Raw genomic sequence first — 24,074 nt, 5'->3', positions numbered from 1 at the left:
AACAGGGGGTTCCACCGGAAATCTCGTGACCGAGATCACCAAAGCCTACCCCGGAGTAGCTACTCGACGTACGGCGATTTGAGGCCGAACGACGCGAGTCTGTAATCTTGACCGCAAGCGTGTTCGCGTAGGCCTCTCCCCTCTCACTTTCCCCGAGGGGCCGGATTGAGAGCTCGCACCACCACACGTCGAAGCATCTGGAGATTATTCACCCATGGCGAACATCAAGTCGCAGGTCAAGCGCAACAAGCAGAACGAGAAGGCGCACGAGCGCAACAAGTCGGTCAAGAGCGAGCTCAAGACCGTCATCCGCAAGTTCAACTCCGCTGTCGAGGCCGGCGAGAAGGACACCGCGGTCGAGACTGCCCAGGTTGCCACCCGCAAGCTTGACAAGGCTGTCTCCAAGGGCGTCATCCACAAGAACCAGGCCGCCAACCGCAAGTCGGCGATCGCCAAGAAGGCCTCCTCCCTCTGAGGTGAGCCGCACCGAAGCCCCCGCCCCTCGTGGCGGGGGCTTTCTCATTTCCCGCCGAGAAGTCACCCCTGCAGGTCGAGAAGTCAGGTTTGCAGGTCGAGATGGCACTGGAAGACGTCTCGACCTGCGGACGTGACGCTTCGACCTGCAGGGGTGACCTCTCGGCTTGGGCCGGGTGGGATGGGTCAGCGCTGGCGGAGGGCGGCGATGGTGAGGACGAGGCGCTCGAGCGTGTACGCAGGGTCGCTGGCGGCGCCCTTGAGGTCGGCGTCGGCTCGGGCGACCGAGCGCAGGGCCTCGCCGATGGCCTCGCGGGACCAGCCGCGGGCGAGGGCGGCGACGGTCTTCTGCTTCCAGGGCGGGGTGCCGCTGTCGCGGATGCCGGCGACGTGGTTGGCCACGGTGCGCATCTGGCCGGCGACGGCGGAGAGGACGTAGACCGGCGAGGAGCCGGTATCGAGCGCCCAGCGGATCTCCTCGAGCGCCTTGACCCGGTCGCCGGAGATGATCGCGTCGGCGATCACGTAGTTCTTCACCTCGGCGCGGCCGCCGAAGTATTGCTTCACGTGCTCGAGGCCGAGCCGTTTCGCATCGTTGTCGCCGGCGAGCTGGCTCGCCGCGGCCGAGAGAGCTCGGAGGTCTTGCCCGACGGCCTGGATCAGGAAGTCGGCGCCCTCTTCGTCGATGCTCGCACCGTGCATCCGGATCTCGGCCTTGACGAAGCTGCCGAACTCGCGGGCCTTCAGCTCGACCGACTTGTGCTCGCTCACCTTGGGGAGCTTGCGGAGCTTGGCGAGCGTGCCGCTACCCTTCTGGCCGCCGCTGTGAACGAGCACCAGCGCGACCTCCTCCGACGGCATCCCGGAGTAGTCGACGAGGCCGGCGACCGACTCGTCGGGCAGGTTCTCCAGGTTGCGCACGACGACGCATCGGATGCTGGAGAAGAGCGAGGGCGCGCTCAGCTCGCCGAGCGTGGCCAGCGTCAGGTCGGCCGCGCTCGCCTCGGAGACCTCGGCCTCCGGGTCGAACTCCTTGACCGCCGCTTTCGCGGCCGCGACCGTGCGCTCCCCGAGGAACTCCTCCTTGCCCGTCACCAGGATCACCCGACCCAGGACATCGGAGGACGACAGGGCGCCGGCAGGGCTGGGGGCAGAGGCGGTGCGAGCCATGCCCAAACCTTCCCACACGGCACCGACACTCACTGCGTCACCACGGCGGCCTCACCTCCCGACTCGACGACCGCGATCGATCCGTCGCGATCGGTGCGGTAGACCTTCGCGCCGTCGTCCTCGAGGCCGTGGACGGTGGCCGAGGCCGGGTGGCCGTAGTCGTTGTCGGCTCCGACCGAGGTGAGCGCCACCTGCGCTCGCAGCGTACGCAGCCAGTCGAGGTCCTGATAGCGCGAGCCGTGGTGGGGCACCTTGAGCACGTCGATGTCCAGATCGGCGATGTCGCCGGCGAGCTGGTCCTGCCCCTCCGGCTCGATGTCACCAGTCAGCAGCAGCCGCAGACCGTGCGACTCGACGAGCAGCACGACACTGGCGTCGTTGGCCGTCGAGCCGTCCCCGGGGCCACGGGTGTCGGAGGTCGCCGTCGGCCAGAGCACCTGGATCCGGACCTCGCCGACGGTCGTCGTCACCCCGTAGGGAGCAGGAACGGGCACCACACCCGCGGCCGCGGCGCTCTCGCCGAGGATCCGCACGCCCTCGGCGGGATCCTGGAGGCGCGTGGTCCAGAGCTGGTCGACACGTCGCCCGGTGAAAACGCCCTCCACGCCGTTGACGTGGTCCGCATGGAAGTGGGTGATCACCACGAGCGGGACCCGCTCGACCTTCAACCGATCCAGGCAGTCGTCGACGAGGGCAGGATCGGGCCCGGCGTCGACGACCAGTGCGCTTCCCGGCCCCGTACGCACCGCCAGCGCGTCTCCTTGACCGACGTCGCACATCACCAGCACCCAGCCCGGCGGCGGCCATCCTGGGGTCGGCAGCCGCACCAGCGCGACCGCGAGCAGCACCAGGCATCCGGCCGCCCCCGTGACCGGATGCCGCAGAAGGCGCGGGGCCAGGAAGGCGATCGCCGCGCAGACCAGGACCAGGATCGCCAGGGCGACCGGACCCGTCGCCCAGCCGACCTGCGCGGTGGGCAGCGCAGCACCGGAGCGGGCGATGAGGATGATCCAGGCGACGCACCAGGTGGCGGCCGTGCCGGCGACCATCCCGAGCGGATCCCACACCAGCCCGAGCATGCCCCCGAGCAGGCCGAGCACCGTTGCCGGCGCGACGGCCGGCTCGACGAGCAGGTTGGCGAGCACGGCGACCAGGCTGACCTGCCCGGAGATGGCGGCGATCACCGGCGTGCACGCGAGCTGGGCGGCCGCCGGGACGGCGATCGCCTCCGCACACCATCGCGGCATCCAGCGGCGTAGCGCGTCCCGCCACGGCGGACCGAAGAGCAGGATGCCCGCGGTGGCGAGCACCGAGAGCGTGAACCCGACCGAGGTCGCCAGCCCCGGGTCGATCAGCAGGAGCCCGACCACCGCGGCGCCGAGGCCGCGCAGCGCCCGTTGGCGCCCGTTGTGGGTCATCGCCAGCAGCCCGACCGCGCCCATCGCGGCGGCGCGCACCACGCTCGGCTCGGTGCGCGCGAGCACGATGAAGCCGAGGATGCCGAGCACCCCGATCGCATACAGTCCTCTCCCCCGCACCCCGACCCAGCGGGCGAGGATGAGCAGGAATCCCACGACCAGGGTCAGATTGGTGCCCGAGACCGCCAAGAGGTGGGTGAGCCCGGTGGTGCGGAAGTCGTCGGCGAGGTCGTCGGAGAGTCCCGTGTCGTCGCCGTCGACCAGGGCCGGAACCAGGGCGGCCTGGTCAGCGGGCCGATGCGCCACCGCCTGCCGGATGGCGCTGCGCAGCGTGTCTGAGGCCCGCCACCAGATGCCCGGCCCGGCGACCACGCGTGGCTCGCCCGCGATCAGCAGCGCGGACTCCTCGTGGGAGTCGCTCGGCGCCAGCCGTCCCGTTGTCGAGACCGTCGCCCCGAGCGGGATCTCCTCCCAGGGCTCATGCCCGAGCACGACCACCGGAGTGCGCAGCCGGTAGACCGCCCCGCGGCCCCTGATCTCGCGCACGCTGGCCCGCCGGAGCTGATAGGTAGCATGCTCGCCGACCACCTCCTTCGGGTCGGTGGTGACGGTGGCGACCACCCGCACCTGGGCCTTCATCTCGGCGAGGTCGGCCACCGGGTTGTCAGCCACCCGGGCCGCGTGCAGCCCCGCGACGAGACCAGCCCCGATGACCATCGCGACCAGCGCCAGCGCCGTCGCGTGACGTCGGCGAAGCGCCCATCCCCCGCCCACGCCGAGCACGACGGTGGATGCCACCAGCAGTGTCGTGCCCCGCCACCCGCCGGCGACGATCACCGGCGCCGTCAGCGCCCCGACCCAGGCAGCCGCCCCGAGCAGCGGCAGTCGAAGATCCTTCACAACGTGACCAGAGGCTCGAGGCTCGCCATGGTCTTCGGACCGATGCCGTCGACCTCGAGCAGCTCGTCGACGGAGGTGAAGGACCCGTTGCTGGTGCGCCAGTCGATGATCGCCTGCGCCGTCACCGGCCCCACTCCGGGCAGCGTCTCCAGCTCCTGCATCGAGGCGGCGTTGAGGCTCACTCGGGCTCCACCCGGGGCCGGTGCCCCGGCAGCCGACGCGGCCGCGCCCGGCGCCGCTCCGCCACCGGGCCCGGCTCCGCTCGGTGCCCCGACCACGATCTGCTGTCCGTCGGTGAGCAGAGCAGCAAGATTGAGACCGGCGAGATGCTTGTGGGAGGAGCCGCCGGCGGCCTCGACGGCGTCGACCACCCGCGAGCCGACCGGCAGCACGACGATGCCCGGTTTGGGCACCTTGCCCTCCACGTCGACCGTCACCGTGCCGGCCGAAGCCCCGGCAGTTGGTGTCGCGGCCACGCTTCCCGGCGCGGCAGACCCTGTCGGCAACGCGACCATCGGTGACGCCGACGGTGCCGCGCGCGCTGCCGGCACCACCTCCGGGTCGGACCGGATCATCCACCAGCAGGCCAGCGCCAGCCCTGCGACCAGCACCAACGAGACGATCACGAGGTGCCACGGCCCGAGACTCACTCGGCCACGCAGCGGCTCCGGCAGCACGGCGTCGGGCGAGATCGTGACCTCGCGTCGCGACGCATGCCGCCCAGGCACAGGCACGAGCGGGTCCAGCTCAGCGGTGTCCGTGTCGGCGTCGGCCTCCGTCGCCACCGGAGCCGCCGGGGCCGCCCCGTCCCACCACGACGGCTGCCAGTCTTCCCCGTCGTCTTCACCATCGTCGACCTCGTCGTCCGGCGGTTCGAGCTCGGCCCGCAGCTGCTCGAGGCGTCGGGCGACGGCATCAGCGTGTTCGGAAGTCGGTCGGGTGCGCATGCGCCGAAGTTATGCGCATGCTCCGACAGTTCCGAGCGCGATTTCGGCGCCTGTGGAGAACCCGATCCTCAACCATCCCTGTGGACGGCAACCGGCCCAGAAAAACAGCCCAGAAGGAGCAGAAACCGGGCCAGAATCAGAGCGCCGGACCGACCGTGACGGTCACACACCCCGGACCGACATGCGCTCCGAGGACGGCACCCAGCTCCCCCACACGTACGTCGCCGTTGACCTTGCCGCCCAGCTCGCTGGCGAGCCCCTCCGCCATCGCATCGGCCCGGTCGGGGCTGCCCAGATGGCCGACGACGACCTCGACGGACTCCTCGCCGTCGGCGGCCTCGATGCCGAGCGCCTGCAACCGGGCGATCGCCCGCTCGGCCGTGCGCACGCGCGCGTGCGGCACGACTCGCCCGTCCTCGATCGTGAGCAACGGCTTGACCGCCAGCGCCGTCCCGAGGAGCGCCGCGGCGGCACCGATGCGACCGCCGCGTCGCAGATACTCCAAGGTGTCGACGTAGAAGTAGGAGCCGCTCGCGGCGACGTGACCCAGCGCGGCATCACGCGCGTCGGTCGCACTCCCACCGCGGGCGGCCACCGCGGCAGCGGCCAGCACGGCGAACCCGACCCCGGGCCCGACCAGCCGGGTGTCGACGGTCAGCACCGGCACCGGCGCCTCCCGCGCCGCCAGCATGGAGGACTCGCACGTCGCGCTCAGCTCGGCGGAGAGGTGGATCGAGACGATCTCGTCGAATCCCTCGGCCGCCAGCTTCGCGTACGTCTCGGCCAGCAGCGCCGGCGACGGCCGCGAGGTCGTCACCGTCTTGTGCGCCGCCAGCGCGGCCAGCAACGCGGCCGGCGACGTCTCGTCCACCCCGTCGTCGTACGACGTCCCATCCACGATCACCTGCAGCGGCACCGACGTGATCAGCGCCGCGGCATCCCCGAGATCGGATGGAAGCATCGCGGTCGAGTCGGTCACGATCGCTACCCGGGCCATGCGTGCAGCCTACAGATCGCACCCATCCGCGCTCTCCTCCCCGATGGCGACGGCACGGCCAGATTGCCCGCAGCGCACAGGCGACCTCCCAGATCTCGATGCATCATGCCCCCGACCTGTGTGAATAGCGGTCGACCCGCTCCTGCCCGCTCAGCGCACCGATCGCATCCATCAGCGCGTCGGTCGCCTCGCGGCAGTCGGCACGGGGCACGTCCAGCGTCCCGCCGATCGTGACCCGCACCCGCCCGCGCCGCCACCCGTTCCGGCCAGGTACGTCGACGGCCCGGGTGCCCACGATCCCGACCGGCACCACCTTCGCCTCCGGCACCCGCTGAGCCACCCGCATCGCACCGGTGTGACCGCGATGCAACCGTCCGTCGGGCGATCTGGTCCCCTCCGGATAGATCGCCCACACCCCGCCGTCACGCAGCACCCGCTCCGCCGCGTCGAGTGCGACCGCGGCCGCGTCGCCACCGCTACGGTCCACCGGGATCTGCCCGGTCACCTTCATCAGCCAGCGCTCGGCTCGGCCACGCAGACCACCACCCTCGAAGTACTCGCTCTTCGCCACGAACCTGGGCTTCCTGATCAGCACGAGACACAGCACGAACGAGTCGATCTCGGTCAGATGGTTCGCAGCGACGATCACCGGCCCGTCCTTCGGCAGGTCGCCGACCACGGTCGGCCGCGCGTACCACCTCACCACCGGGCCCAGCAGCACCCACTTCAACAGCCAGAACCACATTCCGCCTCCTAGACAGTGTCTACTCAGAGAGATGATAGACACTGTCTATGGATGTACGCAGCCGCCTCGTCGACAGCGGAGTCGAGCTCCTCGAGCGTGACGGCCTCCAGTCGCTGACCCTGCGCACCATCGCCCGCGCGGCCGGGGTCTCCCACGGCGCCCCCAGACACCACTTCCCCACGTACGCCGCGCTGCTAGCCGCGATCGCGCGCGAAGGCATCACCGACCTCGACGAGCGCCTCTCGCCCGCACTCACCGACCCCGATGCGGCAGTCGCGATCCGCACCGCCGCCGCGGCGTACGTCGCCTTCGCCACCGAGCGCCCGGAGATGTTCGCGCTGATCACCCGCCACGATCTCCTCGAGGGCGCGGGCGGTCACCTGCGCAAGACCACAGGACGCTGGATCGCGGCCCTGCACACCCGCCTGTCCGAGGCGCGCAAGGCACCGATCGACCTGGAGGACACGGCCGCCCTGTGGGCGAGCGTCCACGGGCTGGCGACCCTGACCAGCCGCCGCAGCGCCGAGCCGGTCGCCGACGTCGACCCCTCGGCGACCCTGGCCCGCGTCCTGGACCTCCACCTGCGCCCGTGACCCCAGCAAGAATCATGCAGCCGCGGGGAAATGCCCCTCTACGAACGCCGAAGCCCCGTCAGATCCCCACATGTGCGGGGTTCTGACGGGGCGGTTCGGCAGATGCTCAGACGACGATGTTGACGAGCTTGGGAGCGCGGACGATGACCTTGCGCACGGTCTGCCCTTCGATCGCACCGGCGATCGCGGGGTCGGCCAGCGCGGCTGCCTCGAGGTCGGCCTCGGAGATCGACGGGGAGACCTCCAGGCGCGCACGCACCTTGCCCTTGATCTGCACGACCGCAGTCACCGAGTCCTCGACCAGCAGCGCGGGGTCGACGATCGGCCAGTCGACGCGGGCGACCGTGGGCTCGTGGCCCAGGCGCTCCCACATCTCCTCGGCCGTGTAGGGCGCGACCAGGGAGAGCAGGATCGCGACCGTCTCGGCGGCCTCGCGTACGGCGGGGTCGGCCGGTCCGCAACCGGAGTCGATCGCCTTCCGGGTGGCGTTGACCAGCTCCATCACCCGAGCCACGACCACGTTGAACCGGTAGGACTCGATCAGCTGCTCGGCCTCGGCGATGGTCTTGTGAGTCGTACGCCGCAGCGCCACGTCCCCACCAGACACATCCGCTCCCGGCGAAGACGTCACGTCGCCCGCCAGCCGCCAGGCCCGCTGCAGGAACTTCGCCGAGCCACCGGGCGAGACGTCTGCCCAGTCGATGTTGTCCTCTGGCGGGGAGGCGAAGACCAGGGTCAGCCGGGTCGCGTCGACGCCGAACTCCTCGAGCACGTCGCTCAGGTTGACGCCGTTGCCCAGCGACTTCGACATCTTCTTGCCGCCGTTGATGACCTTGCCCTGCGAGAGGTAGGCCGAGAACGGCTCGTCCCAGTCGATCAGGCCGATGTCGCGCAGCGCCTTGGTGAAGAAGCGCGAGTACAGCAGGTGCAGCACCGCATGCTCGTCGCCGCCCAGGTAGAAGTCGACCGGACCCCACTCGCGGGCCGCCTCGGAGGAGAAGGCCTGGCTCTCGTCGGTCGAGGACAGGTAGCGCAGGAAGTACCACGAGGAGTCCACGAAGGTGTCCATCGTGTCCGAGTCACGCGTCGCCGGGCCGCCGCAGGTCGGGCAGGTCACGTTGACCCACTCGGAGGCCGCCGCGAGCGGCGAGACGCCCTTCGGCTTCAGGTCGGCGCCCTTCAGCTCGGGCAGCTGCACCGGCAGCTCGGCCTCGGGCACCGGCACCTCGCCGTCGACCGGGCAGTGGATGATCGGGATCGGCGCACCCCAGTAGCGCTGCCGCGAGAGCAGCCAGTCGCGCAGCCGGTAGTTGATCGTGCCCTTGCCGTGGCCCTCGGCCTCCAGCTTCTCGATGATCTTGTGGATGCCGGCCGCCTTGTCGGCGACGCCCTCCAGCACGGCCGAGTTCACGTACGCACCGTCACCCGCGGTCGCGACGTACGTCTCCTCGGGGTTGTCGGCACCCAGCACGTCGACGACACGGCGCACCGGCAGCGAGAACGCCTTGGCGAAGTCGAGGTCGCGCTGGTCGTGGGCCGGGACGGCCATCACCGCGCCGGTGCCGTAGTCGGCCAGCACGTAGTCGGCCGCCCACACCGGGATCTGCTCGCCGGTGACCGGGTTGGTCGCGGTGACGCCCAGGTCGACACCGGTCTTGGGGCGATCGGTCGCCAGCCGGTCGATGTCGGTGGCCTTGCGCACGTCCTCGACGTACGTCTCCAGGTCGCCACGGCGCTCGGGCGCGACGATCTCGGCAGCCAGGTCGGCATCGGCGGCGACGACCATGAAGGTCGCGCCGTAGAGCGTGTCGGGGCGGGTCGTGAAGACGGTGACCGACTTCTTCGCGCCATCCGTCAGGGAGATCTCGAAGTCGACGTGCGCACCCTCGGAGCGGCCGATCCAGTTGCGCTGCATGTTGACGACCTTGCCGATCCAGCTGTCCTGCAGCTGGTCGAGGCCGTTGTAGAGCTCCTCGGCATAGGCCGTGGTGCGGAAGTACCACTGCGTCAGGTCACGCTTGGTGACGACGGCACCGCAGCGCTCGCACTCGCCGTTGACGACCTGCTCGTTGGCCAGCACGGTCTGGTCGTTGGGGCACCAGTTGACCGGCGACTTCTTGCGGTAGGCCAGCCCCGCCTCGTACAGCTTCAGGAAGATCCACTGCGTCCACTTGTAGTACTCCGGGTCGGAGGTGTGCAGGCGGCGCGACCAGTCGAAGGAGATGCCGTAGCGCTTGAACGACTCCGCCTGGGTCTCGATGTTGGCGTAGGTCCAGCCGGCGGGGTTCTCGTTGCGCTTGATCGCGGCGTTCTCGGCGGGCAGGCCGAAGGAGTCCCAGCCGATCGGGTTGAGGACGTCGAAGCCCTTCAGCCACCAGTAGCGCGCCAGCACGTCGTGCAGCGCGGTCACCTCGGCGTGACCCATGTGGAGATCGCCGGAGGGGTAGGGGAACATCGTCAGCGCGTAGCGCTTCTCGGCCCCCTCGCGCTGGCCCGCCTTGAACGGCTCCAGCTTCTCCCAGATGGGGCGCCACTTGTCCTGGAGCTCGACGACGTCGTACGTCGCCTGCTCGGTCTGCTCCTGCGTCATGGGTCTTTCGTCCTTGTCGAGTGTCGTGCGTCAAGACTGCTTCTGGCTCAAGGCTCCGTAGAACCAAAAAGGCCCCTCACATGGAGGGGTTGCCGCGTGACCGGGGTGTGTCCCTCAGGGTCAGCGCGGCTGCCTAAGAAGCAGGACAGACATCTGCATGTGTCCAGGGTAGCCGACCACGACCGGCACCGTCATTCGCGGTCGCGGCCAGGCCGGGCCCACGTCCCGGGCGATACGGCACCAAATCCTCTGGACAGGGACTTTCGATACCCCATGCGTTCCATCCTGCAGATCGACCGACAGAAATTAACCCAAGACGAGCCGACTTCTATTGCGACCGCCAGATCGTGCGTGCCAGACTGACGACGCTCCGCTGCTCGTGATGTCGGTCGTGAATGAGGACCCCCCCATCTCATCCAAGGAACGCTCCGAGCAGCGGGGCGCAAGCTTCTTTTAGGGCACCCGCGAGCGCCACTCCCGCGTGCCGTGCTTGGTCGCCACCAGCGCCGCGGCCTCGTCGATCGTGGCCTGGTCGAGCCCGACGTACGTCGCCGCGAAGCTCTCCTCGAACTCGCTCAGCAGCGCCTCGATGACCTTCTCCCGGGTCAGTCCGGTCTGGGACCGGATCGGGTCGACACGCTTGGACGCGCTCCGGGTGCCCTTGTCGGACATCTTCTCCCGACCGATCCGGAGCACCTCGAGCATCTTGTCGGCATCGATGTCGTAGGCCATCGTCACGTGGTGCAGCACCCCGCCCGGCACCCGCTTCTGGGCGGCACCGGCGATCTTGCCGACCGGCGAGGCGATGTCGTTGAGACCGGAGTAGGCCGCCTCGATCCCGACCGTGCGCAGGCCGCGAAGCACCCACTCGTCGAGGAACGCGTACGACTCCTGGAAGGTCATCCCGGCCACGAGCGTGTCGGGCACGGCGAGACTGTAGGTGATCGTGTTGCCGGGCTCGATGAACATCGCGCCGCCGCCCGAGATGCGGCGTACGACCTCGATGCCGTGACGCTCGGCGGCGGCCGCGTCGACCTCGTTGGCCAGCGACTGGTAGCTGCCGATCACGACAGCGCTGCTCGCCCAGTCCCAGAACCTCAGGTTGGGCGCACGACGGCCCTCGGCGACCTGGCGGGCGATGACCTCGTCGAGAGCCATCTGCATCGCCGGCTCCAGCGGGCCGGTCCGGACGATCTCCAGCTCGAGGTCGTCCCAGGTCGTGGCCCGACCCAGCGCCCGCAGCACCGCCAGCGCGACGTCGCGGGTGCCGAACCCGACCAGGTCCGCCTCGAGCGCGGCATCGTCGAGGGATGCGGTCAGCTCGTCGAGGGACGCGTCGGCCGACTGCCCCTCCAGCGCCGCCGTCAGCCACCCCAGCGCCTCGTCGGGCTCCAGGAAGAAGTCGCCCGAGAGGACGACATCGATCAGCCTGCCTGCGGAGACCGTGGCGTCGACGACGACCAGCTTGCCGCCACGCACCTTCCGCTCACCGTGCACTCGTTCGCTCACGCTCCTATAACCACCAGAGCGCGCGAATCCATCCCTCCGCGGCTGACCTCAGACCGCCGCGCCGCAGGAGCCCGCGGTGTCGGCGAGCCGCGAGAGACCGGCCGGCCCGACGATCGGGCGTGGGTCCTCGGCCAGCGTCCAGACTCCGGCCTCGAGCACGTAGTCACCCGTGACGTCGCCCGCGAGCAGGGAGCGTACGCCGGCGATCAGCCGGTCGACGTCGGCGACCGAGGTGCCGACGCCGATGCTCGCCCGCACGGCGCCCGCGCTCAACCCGAGGCGCTTGAGGAGCGGCTGCGCACAGAAGCGACCGTCACGTACGCCCAGGCCGTGCTCGGCGGAGAGATAGGCCGCGACCCGGCCCGGCTCGATGCCCCGCACCGTGAACGTCACGACGCCGACCGGCTCCGCGAGCTCCTCCACTGCCCTGCCGATTGCCTCGGGCTCCGCTTCGGCAGGCCACAGCCGGATCACGTCGACGCCGTCGAGGGCGGTGAGCCCGGCGACGAGACGACCTCTCAGCGCGGCCTCGTGACGGTCGAGCTCGACCGGGTCGACAGCGTCGAGCGCCGCACACGCAGCGGCCAGCGCGGCCGCGCCGACGACGTTGGGCGAGCCACCCTCGTGGCGCGCGGGCGCGGGCTGCCAGGTGGTCTCCCCCACCTCGACGTCGTCGACCGCTCCCCCGCCCGCGAGGTAGGGCGTGCCGACGTCGAGCCAGTCGCGGCGGCCGACGAGAGCCCCCGCACCGTACGGCGCATAGAGCTTGTGGCCGGAGAACGCGACGTAGTCGGCACCCGTGGCGGCGAGCGAGAAGCGGCGGTGGGCGAGCAGCTGGGCGCCGTCGACGAAGACCCGGGCGCCGTGGGCATGGGCCAGGGTGACGATCTCGCCGACCGGCAGCGTCTCGCCGGTGACGTTGGAAGCGCCGGTGATCGCGACGAGGGCATAGCTGTCGCGGGCGAGCTCGTCGGCGAGCACCGCGACGGCGCCGGCAAGGCTGTCGCGCCCCTCGACCACGCTCACCCCCGACGCGACACGGCGCCACGGGAGCAGGTTGGCGTGGTGCTCGATGTCGAGCACGAGCACCCGGCCGGGCACGCACCCGGCCAGCAGGTTCACCGCGTCGGTGGTGTTGCGGGTGATGACGGTGACGTCGTCGTCGCGAGCACTGACGTAGGCGCCGATCTGCTGGCGGGACTGCTCGTAGAGCGCCGTGGAGACCTGGGAGAGATAGCCGGCCCCGCGGTGGACCGAGGCATACCAGGGCAGCACCTCGGCCACCCGGGCGGCCACGCTCTGCAGAGCCGGCGCCGAGGCGGCGACATCGAGGTTGGCGTAGGTCGTCGTGGTGCCGTCCAGCAGCGGGACCTGGGTCGCGGAACCGACGAGCGGGAGCAGGGGCATGGGTCACCCTTCAGGGTCGAGGGCTCCCCCGGCACGGTCCGATGAGGCTCGTCCGGCGAAGCACGCGCTTGCCCGCGCCACCTCGGCGCGAGCCAGGTCGTCACCCGGAGCACCCCACCGCGTCGGAGGGTTGCCCGCCAGCAAGCCGGGGCTTCGCGCTGGCAGTCGTGACCTTGACGAAGAGCGTGCCGCAGCCGATGCCCGTCGACCAAACCGAGATCTCGCTATCTGGTCAGCGTTCTCGCGATCCGGACACGGAGGCGCTGTCAGTCGTCGTGCTTCCCGCGGACGCCCCATGGCTTGCCCCGATGGCCACCATCGCCGTCGCAGGCGCCGAAGAGCTCGGCGATCGGATCACAGTCGTCCCCGTCGCCCTCGTCGTCGTCCTCCTCGTCATCGGGCGGCGGAGGCGGCGCGTTCAGCGACTCCTCGTGACCCGACTCGGGGTCGGCGCCGTCGACGTAGACGGGCTCGGGGAAGCTCTCGACGTCCTTGCCGTCCATGGCCTTCGACATGATCGCCGCCCACGTCTGGGTGGGATAGTCGGCGCCGAAGTAGGACGGCATCCAGCCGCCGTCGAGCTTGCCCTCGCCGTTGCCGCGCGTGTAGCGGACGGCCGTGGCGATCTGCGGGGTGTAGCCCACGAACCACGACGAGCAGACATACTGCTTGCTCGTGCACGTGCCGGTGCCGGTCTTGCCGGCGACCGGCCGGCCGATGCTCTGCGCCTTCTGGCCCGAGCCGCTCTGCACCACCCCCTGCATCGCGTACGTCACGTCGGCAGCGACGTCCTCGGGGATCGCGTGCTTCGCGTTCTTCCGCCCGTCCCAGCCGTAGAGCACGTTGCCGGCCCGGTCGCGCACCTTCTTCACCACGTGGGCGTCGTGGCGGTAGCCGCCGTCGGCGATCGTGGCGTAGGCGTTGGCCATGTTGATCGGGCTGACGTTGGCCCCGCCCAGCGCGATCCGGTCGTCCTGGTCGGTGAGGAAGCTGGAGGTGCTCGGGATGCCGGGGTGGCGCGGATCGGCCTTATCCGGTGTCAGGCCCGCCGCCAGAGCGGTCTCGTAGATCGCCTTGCGGCCGGCCTCGGGGCCGCCCATCGACTCGGTCATGTCGATGTAGGCGGTGTTCACCGACTGCTCCATGGCCTCGAGCATGGTGATGTGCTCGCCGTAGTCCATGCCGTCGGCGACACCGGCCTGCTCGCCCTCGTTGACCACCTGGGTGCCGGTGTAGGTCGTGAACGGGGAGTCGCCCGCCCACGTCGACTTCAGCGAGTAGCCCTTCGCGATCGCGGCGGCGGTCGCGAAGACCTTCATCGTCGAGCCCGCGTGACCGCCGGTCGCGGCCCAGTTGTGCTGGCTGGAGAGGTAGTCCTGGCCGCCGTAGAAGCCGAGCAGCGCACCGGAGCCGACGTCGATCGACGCGGTCGCCACGTGCAGGGCGTTCTTCTGCTCGGGATCACCCTCGACGTACGCCTTCCGGTTCTTCGGCTTCTCCTTCTTGGCCGCCGACGCCGAGGCCTTCATGACCTTCGGCGAGAGCGTGGAGGTGATCCGCAGGCCGCCGCTGTCGATCTCGTCCTCGGTGAACAGCGGCTTGCCGTCGGCGTCGGTGAGGCCGAGCAGCTCGGCCTTGATCATGGTCAGCGCGTGGCCGCGCTGGCCGCCCAGCCGGCTCGGCACCGTCTTGGCGGGGAACTTCGGGAGCGAGCCCATCACCTTGTCGGCCTCGGCCTGCTTCACGTAGCCGAGGTCGACCATGCCCCGCAGCACGTACTGGTAGCGGCCGAGCAGCTTCTTCTCGCCCCGGAAGGTCTTGCTGGCAGGGTCGAACCCGCGCGGGTTGTTGAGGATCGCCGCGAGCGCGGCCGACTCCTGCAGCGAGAGATCCTTGGCCGACTTCGCGAAGTAGGCTTTCGCGGCCGCCTCGATGCCGTAGGCGCCGCGGTTGAAGTAGATGGTGTTGAGGTAGTCGGTGAGGATCTGGTCCTTGCTCCGCTGCCTGGTCAGCTTCAGGGAGATGACCGCTTCCTTCAGCTTGCGCGAGTAGGAGTGCTCGGAGTTGAGGAAGTAGTTCTTGACGTACTGCTGGGTGATCGTGGACGCGCCCGAGGAGGTGCCCTCGGTGGTGTTGGAGAAGGCCGCGCGCAGGATGCCCTTGACGTCGACGCCGTTGTTCTCGAAGAACGTGCGATCCTCGGCGGCCACCACGGCGTTCTTGACGACCTCCGGGATCTCCTCGGACTCGAGCTTGATCCGGTTCTGGTCGCCCTCCTGGAAGCGGCCCAGCTCGGTCTTGCCGTTGCCGTAGTAGACGAACGAGGTCTCGACCTCGAAGGCGGCGTTCGGGTCGGGCACCGAGATCCGGTGATAGGTGATGATCGCCGCGACCGACCCGATCAGGGCGAGGGCCAGGAACGCGACCAGCGACGCCTTGGCCGTCGTCCTGCCCCAGCGCCGCCAGCTCGTGGCCAGCCACGCCTTGGCCGCCGAGGGCTCGACCGTCGCCCGGCGAGCGCCCGGCGCCCGGAGCGGGGCGACCGTCGGCAGGGCGGTCGGCGGCGCTGCCGGTGGCGCTGGTGGCGCTGGTGGCGCCGACTCAGGCGGCGCGGACTTCGGCGGCGGAGGACGCCACGACGGCGGCGGCCCGGTGGGTCCCTTCGGAGGCTCGGTGCTCCGGTGCTCCATTGCTCTCACCTGACGTCGACAGCTGGTTCGCTCCCCTCGCCGGCGAGGGACCCGAGACGGCGGCCGTTGATCCTACCGGGGTGGGTATGGGACCGGAGGCCGACCCCTTGCGGGACCGGCCTCCGGTTCACGAGGTACGCCGCGGCGTACGCCTCAGATCAGCGCTTCAGGTCGAAGCGGTCGTTGTCCATCACCTTGACCCACGCCGAGACGAAGTCGCTGACGAACGTCTCCGCGGCGTCGTCGCCGGCGTAGTGCTCGGAGAGGGCACGCAGCTCGGAGTTGGCGCCGAAGACCAGGTCGACCCGCGAGGCCTTCCAGCCGTTGGAGGAGGTGTAGGTCTGCTCGTCGTCGGACGGGGTCCACTCCTGCCACTCGACCAGGTTGGCGAAGAAGTCGTTGGTCAGCGCGCCCGGCTTCTCGGTGAGGACACCGAGGTCGGAGCCGTCCCAGTTGTTGCCGATCACGCGCAGACCACCGACGAGCACGGTCGCCTCGGGGGCCGAGAGGCCCAGGAGGTTGGCGCGGTCGATGAACAGGAACTCGGTGGGCAGGTTGACGAACCCGGAGTCGTAGTTGCGGAAGCCGTCGGAGACGGGCTCCAGCCACGCGAACTGCTCCTCCGAGGTCTGCTCCTGGGTGGCGTCGACACGGCCCGGGGTGAACGGGACCGTCACGTCGTAGCCGCCGGCCTTGGCGGCCTGCTCGACACCCACACCACCGGCGAGGACGACCACGTCGGCGAAGGAGACACCGGTCGCGGACGCGACCTTCTCGAGCTCGGCCAGCACCGGCTTGAGCTCGTCGGGCTGGTTGACCTTCCAGGAGACCTGCGGCTCCAGGCGGATACGGCCGCCGTTGGCGCCACCGCGGTGGTCGGACGTACGGTGCGTGGCCGCCGCCTTCCAGGCGGTGGAGACCAGCTGCTGCACGGAGAGACCCGACTCGGCGATCGCCTTCTTGGCGGCGTCGATCGACGCGGCGTCGGTCTTGCCGCCCTCGGCGGGCAGCGGGTCCTGCCAGTCGAGGTCCTCGGCCGGGACCTCGGGGCCGACGTAGCGGCTCTTCGGGCCCATGTCGCGGTGGGTCAGCTTGAACCAGGCGCGGGCGTACGCGTCGGCGAAGGCCTCCTGGTCGTCCTTGAAGCGACGCGAGATCTCGTCGAACTCCGGGTCGACCCGCAGCGCCAGGTCGGAGGTGAGCATGCGCGGCTCGCGCTTGCCGTCACCGAAGGCGTCGGGAACCATGTCGGAGCCGCCGCCGTTCTTCGGACGCCACTGCTTCGCGCCGGCGGGCGACTCGAAGAGCTCCCACTCGTAGCCGTAGAGGATGTGGAAGAACTCGTTGTCCCAGCGGGTCGGGTGGTAGGTCCAGGTGACCTCCAGGCCCGAGGTGAGCGCATCGGCGCCGACACCCGTGCCGTGACCGTTCTTCCAGCCCAGGCCCTGGTTCTCCAGCGGAGCGGCCTCCGGGTCGGCGCCGAGCTTGTCGTCGGGGTGGGCACCGTGGGTCTTGCCGAAGGTGTGGCCGCCCGCGATCAGGGCGACGGTCTCGGCGGAGTCCATGCCCATCCGGCGGAAGGTCTCCTTGATGTCGACCGCGGAGGACATCGGGTCGCTGTTGCCGTTCGGGCCCTCCGGGTTGACGTAGATCAGACCCATCTGCACCGCGGCGAGCGGCGCCTGGAGGTCGCGCTCACCGGTGTAGCGCTCGTCGTCGAGCCAGACCTTCTCCGGACCCCAGTAGATGTCGTCGTCGGACTCCCACGAGTCCTCGCGGCCACCGGAGAAGCCGAAGGTCTTGAAGCCGCCCTCCTCCATGGCCACGTTGCCGGCCAGGACGATCAGGTCGGCCCAGGAGAGGTTCTTGCCGTACTTCTTCTTGACCGGCCACAGCAGGCGGCGGGCCTTGTCGAGGGAGACGTTGTCGGGCCAGGAGTTGAGCGGCGCGAAGCGCTGCTGGCCGCGACCGGCGCCACCGCGGCCGTCGTGGCTGCGGTAGGTGCCGGCGGCGTGCCACGCCATCCGGACGAAGAGACCGGCGTAGCTGCCGAAGTCAGCCGGCCACCAGTCCTTGGAGTCGGTGAGGACCGCGGCGATATCGGCCTTGACCGCAGGCAGGTCGAGCGACTCGAAAGCCTTCGCGTAGTCGAAGTCCTTACCCAGCGGGTTGGTCGCCGGCGCGTCCTTGGCGAGGATCTTCAGGTTGAGCTTGTTGGGCCACCATTCCTGGTTGGCGCTGCCGGCGGTCGGGTGAACGCGGCCCGCATTCATGACCGGGCACTTGCTCACGGACTCTTCAGACATCTGGTTCCAATCCTTGTTGTTGGATCACTTGCTGCGCTGCTCAGATCTTGCGCTGCTCAGATCTTGCGGAGGGCGGCCTGACACTGCGGACAGGTGCCCCAATAGATGACCTCGGCCTCGTCGACGACGAAGCCGTGGTCGTCCGATGCCGTCAGGCAGGGCGCGTCGCCGACGGCGCAGTCGACGTCGGCGATCGCCCCGCAGGAGCGGCAGACCACGTGGTGGTGGTTGTCCCCGACCCGGGTCTCATAACGAGCTACCGAGCCGGACGGCTGGAGGCGGCGTACGATCCCGGCTGCCGAGAGGGCGGCCAAGGAGTCGTAGACGGCCTGGTGGGAGACGTCAGGAAGCCGCTCGCGCACCGCTCCGAGGATGGTCTCGGTGTCGGCGTGCGCATGTTCGGTGACGGCCCCCAGCACGGCCACTCTGGGTCGAGTGACGCGTAGGGAGGCTCCGCGAAGCTGCTCTTCGTACGTCTCGTTCCCCACGCGTCAGAGTCTTGCGCCAATTCTTGAATGAGTCAAGAAACAGGGGGTAACTCCTCGGCTTCGTACGCCACCGCGGGCCGGGTCGCGAAGCGGCGGGCCATGACCGGGATGAGCACGGCGACGGCCAGGGGGATCACGAACATCGAGCGTTCGCCGAACACCTCCGCCACGGCGGCGATCAGGGAGGCCGCGGCCAGATAGCCCGCATAGTTGGCCAGGTTGACCCGGGCGATCGCCTCCTCGGCGTTGTCCGGGGAGATGTGCGCCGCCGCCACGAACGACTGCGGCGGCACCATCGCCAGGCTGCCACCGAGGATCGCGAACCCGATCGCCGCCACGCTCCAGTGCGGCGCCACGACGATCAGCACCAGCGCCCCCACGCCGACGACGCCGCCGGTGCGGATCACCCGCTCGGCCCCGAACCGGGCCACCAGGCGGTCGCCGGGGAGGCGTACGGCCAGGAGCACCAGCTGGTAGGCCGCATAGATCGCGGGCGCCACCGCCGCCATCGCCCCCAGGCCGTCGACGACATAGATGCCGCCCCATGCCGAGGCTGCCGAGTCGATGAACCACATCGCGAACGTCGGCACCGCGACGAGGAGCAGCGGCAGCCATGGCAGCCGCGGCCTGGGTCTCTGCGCGGTGTCGGTGCGGTGCTCCGCCGCGTCGACCGCCCCGGGCGGCAGCAGCAGGATGAAGGTGCCGGCGTTGGCGACCAGCCCGAGGATCGCGATCGGGATCATGTCGAGACCCAGAGGTACGCCGAGGGCGATCGTCACGGTTGCATAGACCGCACCTGCGACCGCGGCCGCGCTCCACATCGCATGGAACCCGTTCATCAACGGCCGGGCGTACGCATCCTGCGTGGCCGTGCCCTGCATGTTCATCGAGGCATCGACACCACCAAGGAAGAAGCCGTAGACACCGATCAGCACCAGCAGGATCGTCATCGTCGGCGCGAACGCCGGCGCGACCGCCGTCACCGATGCCCCGGCGAGCATCAGCGAGAGCGTCGTCGCGCTGCCGATCCGGGTGGCCAGGTGGCCCGCCACGACGCTGCCGACTGCTCCGACTGCTGTCGTCGTGCCGAGCACGACGAACACGTCGGCCGCGCTGAGGTCGAGCTTGGACTGGATCGACTCCAAGCGGGTGATCAGTGAGGCGAACGTCAGCCCCTGGATCGCGAAGGCGACGAACACCGCACTGCGGGCCAGCTGGAGTCGGGTCATGGACGCGAAGTCTGCACCTTGTGGGGGTGGTTGTGCATCGGTTCTTGCTTGTGGTTGGTGTCTTTCGGTCTCCCTGCCGGAATCGTTTCTTCTTTTGGTTGGTGTGGGCCGCCGACCCGTACGTGAGGGTCTTCTCGATCTCACCCGGCGTCAAGGACGGCCTGCGGCCGCCGGCTACGCCGGCCGCTTCGCGGTCCTGGACTCCGGGCCAGATCGAGAAAAGATTTGGCTGATTATCGGGGCGGCGGCACCGGTGTGGCCGGAGGCGTGGCTGTTGGTTCGCTGCCGCAAAACAGGGTTTGACCTGCGAAAATAACTGGATCTACTGGTCGGTAAAGAGTAATATAGAGGGTATCCAAAGGCACCTTGAGAGGAGGCCAGCAATGAGCGTCGAGAACCACGTCGACCACTGGGGCACCAGCCCTCGTGACCCGGTTGCGACCGCTCTCGCTGGCATCGAAACCTCTCTCGGTGAGCTACTTGCGATGGACCCTGCCTACTGGCGTACCAGTCAGAAGAAGGACGTCCTCGCGCGGCTCGAGACCCTCAAGGCACAGCAGGCTGCACTCGAACTACGGGTGCTCGCGACGGCTGGCGATATCGCCGAGGAGACCGGTGACAAGGATGCGTCTGCGTGGATGCGTGCGGAGCTGTTCGTCGACAAAGGCGTGGCTCGTACGCAGCTGAAACTCGCGGCCGCCGTGACCAAGCACGAGCTGCTAGCAGCCGGCCTAGCAGAAGGTGTCGTCTCCGCAACCAAGGCGCGAGTGATCACCAAAGCCCTCGACGCGATCGAGACCAACCCCGTCGCAAGTGCGGAAGACCTGCTGCTCGCGGAGAAGTTGTTGGTCGACTACGCGACCCGGCTGACCGCCAACGAACTTCGGATCGTTGGGAAGCGGATCCTGGTCGAGATCGACCCGGCCCGGTTCGAAGATGCCGAAGCCAAGGCCCTGTTGGCCGAGGAAGAACGAGCTGAGCAGAAGACCGCACTGCGGATCTGGGACAACCACGACGGCACGGTTGGATTCGACGGTGTGTTGCCGGTCGCGATGGGGGTGCGTTTCAAGACCCACGTCGAGGCCTGGGCCCAGCCCCGTAAGCAGCAGCTCGTCGAGAAGGGCACTCCGTTGCCGCCCTGGGAGCGACTCATGGGCCAAGGCTTCGCCCGACTGCTCGAGACCATCGACCCCGACGCCCTGCCCCGACACGGCGGCGACGCGACGACCGTCAACGTGGTCATCTCGCTCGACGAACTCCGCAAGGAGCTCGGCACCGCCATCCTCGGCTACGACGAGACCAACGGGACCACCATCTCAGCAGCCGAGGCACGGAAGATGGCCTGCAACGCCACGATCATCCCCTGGGTCCTGGGCACCGACGGCCAAGTCCTCGACGCAGGCCGATCCAGCCGCTTCTTCCAACCGATCCAACGCAAAGCACTCCGGCTCCAGCAGAAATGCTGCCAAGCCGACGGCTGCGACATGCCACCAGAGTGGTGCGACGCCCACCACCTCGAACCATGGTCACTCGGCGGGAAGACCGACCTCAAAGACGGCGTACTGCTGTGCCCTCATCACCATCGGCTGGCGCACGCACCAGGTTTCATCCATGAGCGACTGCCGGACGGGACGATCCGGTTCACTCGACGCCCCTGAGCCAGGCATTCCCCTTGTGAACGATTCACAAAGCGTCATCGTCTAGTACAGCGCCCCGCGACCACCCCTGCGGGCAGCTAGACCTGCCCCCATCCTCAGCCCGGCACCCAACCCAAATGTGCCGTACCAGACCCCTGCCGCCGACCCGATACACATCCAAAATTCTCGACGGTGCCCGGTGTCAAGGATCGCCGATGGCGACCGGCGGAGCCGGCGGCCGTAGGCCGTAGGCCGTCCTTTACTCCGGGTGCCGGTGTGAAACACCCTCTGCGTACGGGTCGGCGGCAAACACCGACCACGCAACAACAGCAGCGAGCGCAACCGACCAAGACCCGACGTACGTCAGCGACCTTCGAGAAGCTTGTCGATGATCTTCTCGCCGTCCTTGCCTTCTCCCCCGCCGACACGGTCGAACTCGTCGCGGAGCTGTCGCATCTCGCGCTTGGCGCTCTCGCCCTTCTCGACCAGGTCGCGGATCTGTTCGATCTGGTCTTCCCATTCCTCGGACTGGCCTGCGTCGATGATGTTCCAGTCTTCGAGGTTCTCGCGCCAGCGGTCGAGCCGGTCGAGGCGGTTGAGGGTCTTGTTGTCCGACTCCTCGCCGTTGCCGTCGTCGCCGCTGTTGTCGTCGGCGGCGTCGTTGTCGGAGGTGTTGGAGTCGTCCGAGGTGTCGGGCTCGCTCTGCGACGGCTGGTCGGCCTGGGCCGGGGCGGGTTCATAGCTGGCCAGCCACGAGGCTGCGAAGACGCATGCGATCACGATCGCCGCGGCGCCGAGGAGCCGGTTGACGGGGAAGCGACGCATCGAGCCCGGCCGCGGGCCGGTGGGCGGCGGGGCCACGGGGCCGGGCAGGACGCCGGTGCGCGAGCCGGCCAGCGCCATCGGCTCGTCGAGCGGACGCTGCGGCGCCGCCTGGGTCGGACGAGGCGCCTGACCGGCCAGCAGATCGGTGGCGTCGGGGTCGGTGCCACCGAGCACGTAGCCGAGCTCGTGCCCGACCTGCTCCATCGACGGTCGCGCGGCCGGGTTCTTGTCGAGCATCCGGGTGACCAGTCGCGCCATCGGCTCGGGTACGGCCCAAAAGTCGGTGATGCGCGGCACCGGATCGCTGAGGTGCATGTGCAGGATCTTGACCGGGTGCGGAGCCGTGTAGGGCACCTTGCCGGTGAGCATCTCGAAGAGCACGCAGCCCAGCGAGTAGACGTCGGCCGGCGGCCCGACGGGGTCTCCCGCGGCCTGCTCGGGAGAGAGGTAGGACGGGCTGCCGATCACGTGGCCGGTCTGGGTGAGCCCGGGGTCGGTGCCGGTCATGGCGTACGAGATGCCGAAGTCGAGCACGGTCAGCCGGCCGTCACCGTCGAACATGAGGTTGGCCGGCTTGATGTCACGGTGCACGACACCGGCCCGGTGTGCGGCGGCGAGCGCGGCCGAGACCTGACGGGTGTATTCGACAGCCATGTCGACCGGCATCGCTCCCCGCTGGGTCAGCGCCTCGCCCAGCGTCGGGCCGGGCAGCAGCTCCATCACCAGGAAGACGTCGTTGTCGTCGCTGCCGGCATCGAAGATGTTGACCACGTCGTCGTGCACGACCCGGGCGGTCGAGAGCGACTCCCGGCGGAACCGCTCGGCCATCGTGGGGTCGTCGACGTCGCGCAGCAGCTTCACGGCGACGTCACGGTCGAGCACCGTGTCGCGCGCCCGCCAGACCTCGCCCATGCCACCGGTGCCGAGCAGGTCGAGGAGCCGGTAGCGGCCGGCGATCGGGGGATGCTCGTCCATGGCGGAAATTATGCCGGGCTCACCCAGGAGTGGAAGAGCGGGATGCCCTCCCACGCTCCCCCGCGGGCCACCGCGACCACCGCGTGCGGGCGGTCGAAGCGCAGGTCGATCTCGCGCACCGTCCTCTCCTGCGGCACCGCAGCCGCCGCCCGCGTCATCATCGCGGTCACCGCGGCGGCCTCGAATCCTTCGCGGTCGTAGGAGGCGACGGCCTTCTGCACGCACACGGTCTCGGTCTCGTCGACGTCACCGACGACCGCGGACTCCACTCCGGCGGCGATCTGCGCGACGCCGGGCGCGTTCGCCAGGTCGTGATCGCTCTCCGCCTTCCACTCCGGCAGGTGGCTGCGCCAGCGCTCGGACGGCGCCGGGCCGGTGGTGGTCACCTCGCGCACCGTCCAGGCGTGACCGTCGCCGGCTCCCGGCACGTCGAAGGCGTGGTTGCGCACCTCGTTCGCGTCGAAGCGCCGCACGACCTCCTCGCTCGCCCGCCAGACATCCTCGGCGGCGACCGCCGGGTCGGCGATGACCGAGTAGACCGCGATCGCGTCGTCGCTCGGTGGGCAGGCGACCGCGACCGGGCCGGCGGCCTCGGTCTCCACCACCGCCTGGAAGCCACGCTCGAGCAGCAGCCGGCCGTCGTCGTCGTGCTCGAGCGGCTCGCTCCATCGCGGGCTCACCACCAGGGCGGACGCGAGCACGAGCAGGGTCTGCGCATCGATCTGGAGCGGGAACTTCGTGATCAGACCCCGCGTGTTCTCCTCGGCCCATGCATCCAGCGAGGCCTGGTCGGGCAGTGACTCGAGCCTGATCGGCAGGCCTTCGTAGAGCTCGACGCCCGGCTTCAGCCACCCCGCGACCGCAGCCGCGACGGTCGGGTGCGGCTCCTCCAGCAGCGCCAGCGCGGCGGCGCGTGCGTCGGACCTCGAGAGCCCCAGCGCCTCCTCCACCTCGACCTTCGCCGAGGTCGCCAGCGACGCGAGGAGCAACCAGAGACCTGCGTACGAGATCACGGGTGCCTCCGCGGTGCCGAGTGCGGAGCGGGCGCTGGCGGCGTACGTCCGGACTGCCTGGGCGGCAGCGAGAGAGAGCTGTTTCTGGGTGCCGGTGGTCTCCATGGATCCGACCCTACGGGCACCCAGTTGCGATACAGTTATGTATCGAACGAGGAGGC

17 protein-coding genes and 1 riboswitch are annotated in these 24,074 nt (G+C 69.5%); of the genes, 3 read left to right on the top strand and 14 right to left on the bottom strand.

Features of this window, described 5'->3' with window-relative positions:
* The first annotated feature begins 214 nt into the window (after positions 1 to 214).
* Entirely contained in the window at positions 215 to 475 is a 261-nt protein-coding gene (rpsT, locus tag FB381_RS07810; protein WP_141779763.1) for a 30S ribosomal protein S20, read from the top strand.
* Between the two features lie 185 nt (positions 476 to 660).
* On the opposite strand, the gene holA is transcribed toward rpsT, so the two are convergent.
* From holA to FB381_RS07785, 5 genes are all read right to left on the bottom strand, one after another.
* Entirely contained in the window at positions 661 to 1,644 is a 984-nt protein-coding gene (holA, locus tag FB381_RS07805) for a DNA polymerase III subunit delta (protein WP_141779762.1), read from the bottom strand.
* Positions 1,645 to 1,673: 29 nt separating this feature from the next.
* The gene (locus tag FB381_RS07800) at positions 1,674 to 3,962 is read right to left on the bottom strand and encodes a ComEC/Rec2 family competence protein (RefSeq protein WP_141779761.1); all 2,289 of its coding nucleotides are present in this window, start codon (positions 3,960 to 3,962) and stop codon (positions 1,674 to 1,676) included.
* On the bottom strand, positions 3,959 to 4,909 hold the full coding sequence (locus FB381_RS07795; RefSeq protein ID WP_141779760.1) for a helix-hairpin-helix domain-containing protein: 951 nt from the start codon (positions 4,907 to 4,909) through the stop codon (positions 3,959 to 3,961). Before FB381_RS07795 ends, FB381_RS07800 begins: the two co-directional genes overlap by 4 nt.
* Positions 4,910 to 5,045: 136 nt before the next feature.
* Complete coding sequence (locus tag FB381_RS07790; protein WP_141779759.1) at positions 5,046 to 5,906, bottom strand: DegV family protein; 861 nt, start codon at positions 5,904 to 5,906, stop codon at positions 5,046 to 5,048.
* A gap of 103 nt (positions 5,907 to 6,009) precedes the next feature.
* The gene (locus tag FB381_RS07785) at positions 6,010 to 6,651 is read right to left on the bottom strand and encodes a lysophospholipid acyltransferase family protein (RefSeq protein WP_141779758.1); all 642 of its coding nucleotides are present in this window, start codon (positions 6,649 to 6,651) and stop codon (positions 6,010 to 6,012) included.
* A 47-nt stretch (positions 6,652 to 6,698) separates the two neighbouring features.
* On the opposite strand from FB381_RS07785, the gene FB381_RS07780 reads away from it, so the two are divergent.
* The gene (locus FB381_RS07780; protein ID WP_141779757.1) at positions 6,699 to 7,244 is read left to right on the top strand and encodes a TetR/AcrR family transcriptional regulator; all 546 of its coding nucleotides are present in this window, start codon (positions 6,699 to 6,701) and stop codon (positions 7,242 to 7,244) included.
* A gap of 106 nt (positions 7,245 to 7,350) precedes the next feature.
* Here the strand turns inward: FB381_RS07780 and leuS are convergent, their stop codons facing one another.
* The 7 genes from leuS to FB381_RS07740 form a co-directional block, all read right to left on the bottom strand.
* Positions 7,351 to 9,834, bottom strand: coding sequence for a leucine--tRNA ligase (gene leuS, locus FB381_RS07775; RefSeq protein WP_141779756.1), 2,484 nt, complete (start codon positions 9,832 to 9,834; stop codon positions 7,351 to 7,353).
* A gap of 453 nt (positions 9,835 to 10,287) precedes the next feature.
* Positions 10,288 to 11,343, bottom strand: coding sequence for a lipoate-protein ligase small subunit (gene lplB, locus FB381_RS07770; RefSeq protein WP_246088012.1), 1,056 nt, complete (start codon positions 11,341 to 11,343; stop codon positions 10,288 to 10,290).
* A 48-nt stretch (positions 11,344 to 11,391) separates the two neighbouring features.
* The gene (locus FB381_RS07765) at positions 11,392 to 12,750 is read right to left on the bottom strand and encodes an aminotransferase class V-fold PLP-dependent enzyme (RefSeq protein ID WP_141779755.1); all 1,359 of its coding nucleotides are present in this window, start codon (positions 12,748 to 12,750) and stop codon (positions 11,392 to 11,394) included.
* 59 nt (positions 12,751 to 12,809) lie between these two features.
* Positions 12,810 to 12,923, bottom strand: a riboswitch (SAM riboswitch).
* A gap of 93 nt (positions 12,924 to 13,016) precedes the next feature.
* Positions 13,017 to 15,440 carry a transglycosylase domain-containing protein gene (locus FB381_RS07760; RefSeq protein ID WP_246088011.1) on the bottom strand — a complete coding sequence of 808 codons (2,424 nt, stop codon included), beginning with the start codon at positions 15,438 to 15,440 and terminating at the stop codon, positions 13,017 to 13,019.
* 158 nt (positions 15,441 to 15,598) lie between these two features.
* Positions 15,599 to 17,746, bottom strand: coding sequence for a catalase/peroxidase HPI (gene katG / locus FB381_RS07750; protein ID WP_141779754.1), 2,148 nt, complete (start codon positions 17,744 to 17,746; stop codon positions 15,599 to 15,601).
* Between the two features lie 56 nt (positions 17,747 to 17,802).
* Positions 17,803 to 18,234: a Fur family transcriptional regulator gene (locus FB381_RS07745; RefSeq protein ID WP_141779753.1), complete on the bottom strand. Its 432-nt coding sequence runs from the start codon at positions 18,232 to 18,234 to the stop codon at positions 17,803 to 17,805.
* A gap of 32 nt (positions 18,235 to 18,266) precedes the next feature.
* The gene (locus FB381_RS07740) at positions 18,267 to 19,607 is read right to left on the bottom strand and encodes an MFS transporter (protein ID WP_342778390.1); all 1,341 of its coding nucleotides are present in this window, start codon (positions 19,605 to 19,607) and stop codon (positions 18,267 to 18,269) included.
* 239 nt (positions 19,608 to 19,846) lie between these two features.
* On the opposite strand from FB381_RS07740, the gene FB381_RS07735 reads away from it, so the two are divergent.
* A complete protein-coding gene (locus tag FB381_RS07735) occupies positions 19,847 to 21,121 on the top strand; it encodes an HNH endonuclease signature motif containing protein (protein WP_141779751.1) in 1,275 nt (424 codons plus the stop codon).
* Between the two features lie 342 nt (positions 21,122 to 21,463).
* Here FB381_RS07735 and FB381_RS07730 read toward each other — a convergent pair whose 3' ends face one another.
* Positions 21,464 to 22,900, bottom strand: coding sequence for a protein kinase domain-containing protein (locus FB381_RS07730; protein ID WP_141779750.1), 1,437 nt, complete (start codon positions 22,898 to 22,900; stop codon positions 21,464 to 21,466).
* 8 nt (positions 22,901 to 22,908) lie between these two features.
* Positions 22,909 to 24,018 carry a serpin family protein gene (locus FB381_RS07725; RefSeq protein WP_141779749.1) on the bottom strand — a complete coding sequence of 370 codons (1,110 nt, stop codon included), beginning with the start codon at positions 24,016 to 24,018 and terminating at the stop codon, positions 22,909 to 22,911.
* Positions 24,019 to 24,074 lie beyond the last annotated feature (56 nt).

Origin of the sequence: Nocardioides albertanoniae, from assembly GCF_006716315.1 — a bacterium.
Lineage (GTDB): Bacteria > Actinomycetota > Actinomycetes > Propionibacteriales > Nocardioidaceae > Nocardioides > Nocardioides albertanoniae.
The sequence above is the reverse complement of the archived record's forward strand: the minus strand, read 5'-3'. Positions and strand labels throughout refer to the sequence as shown.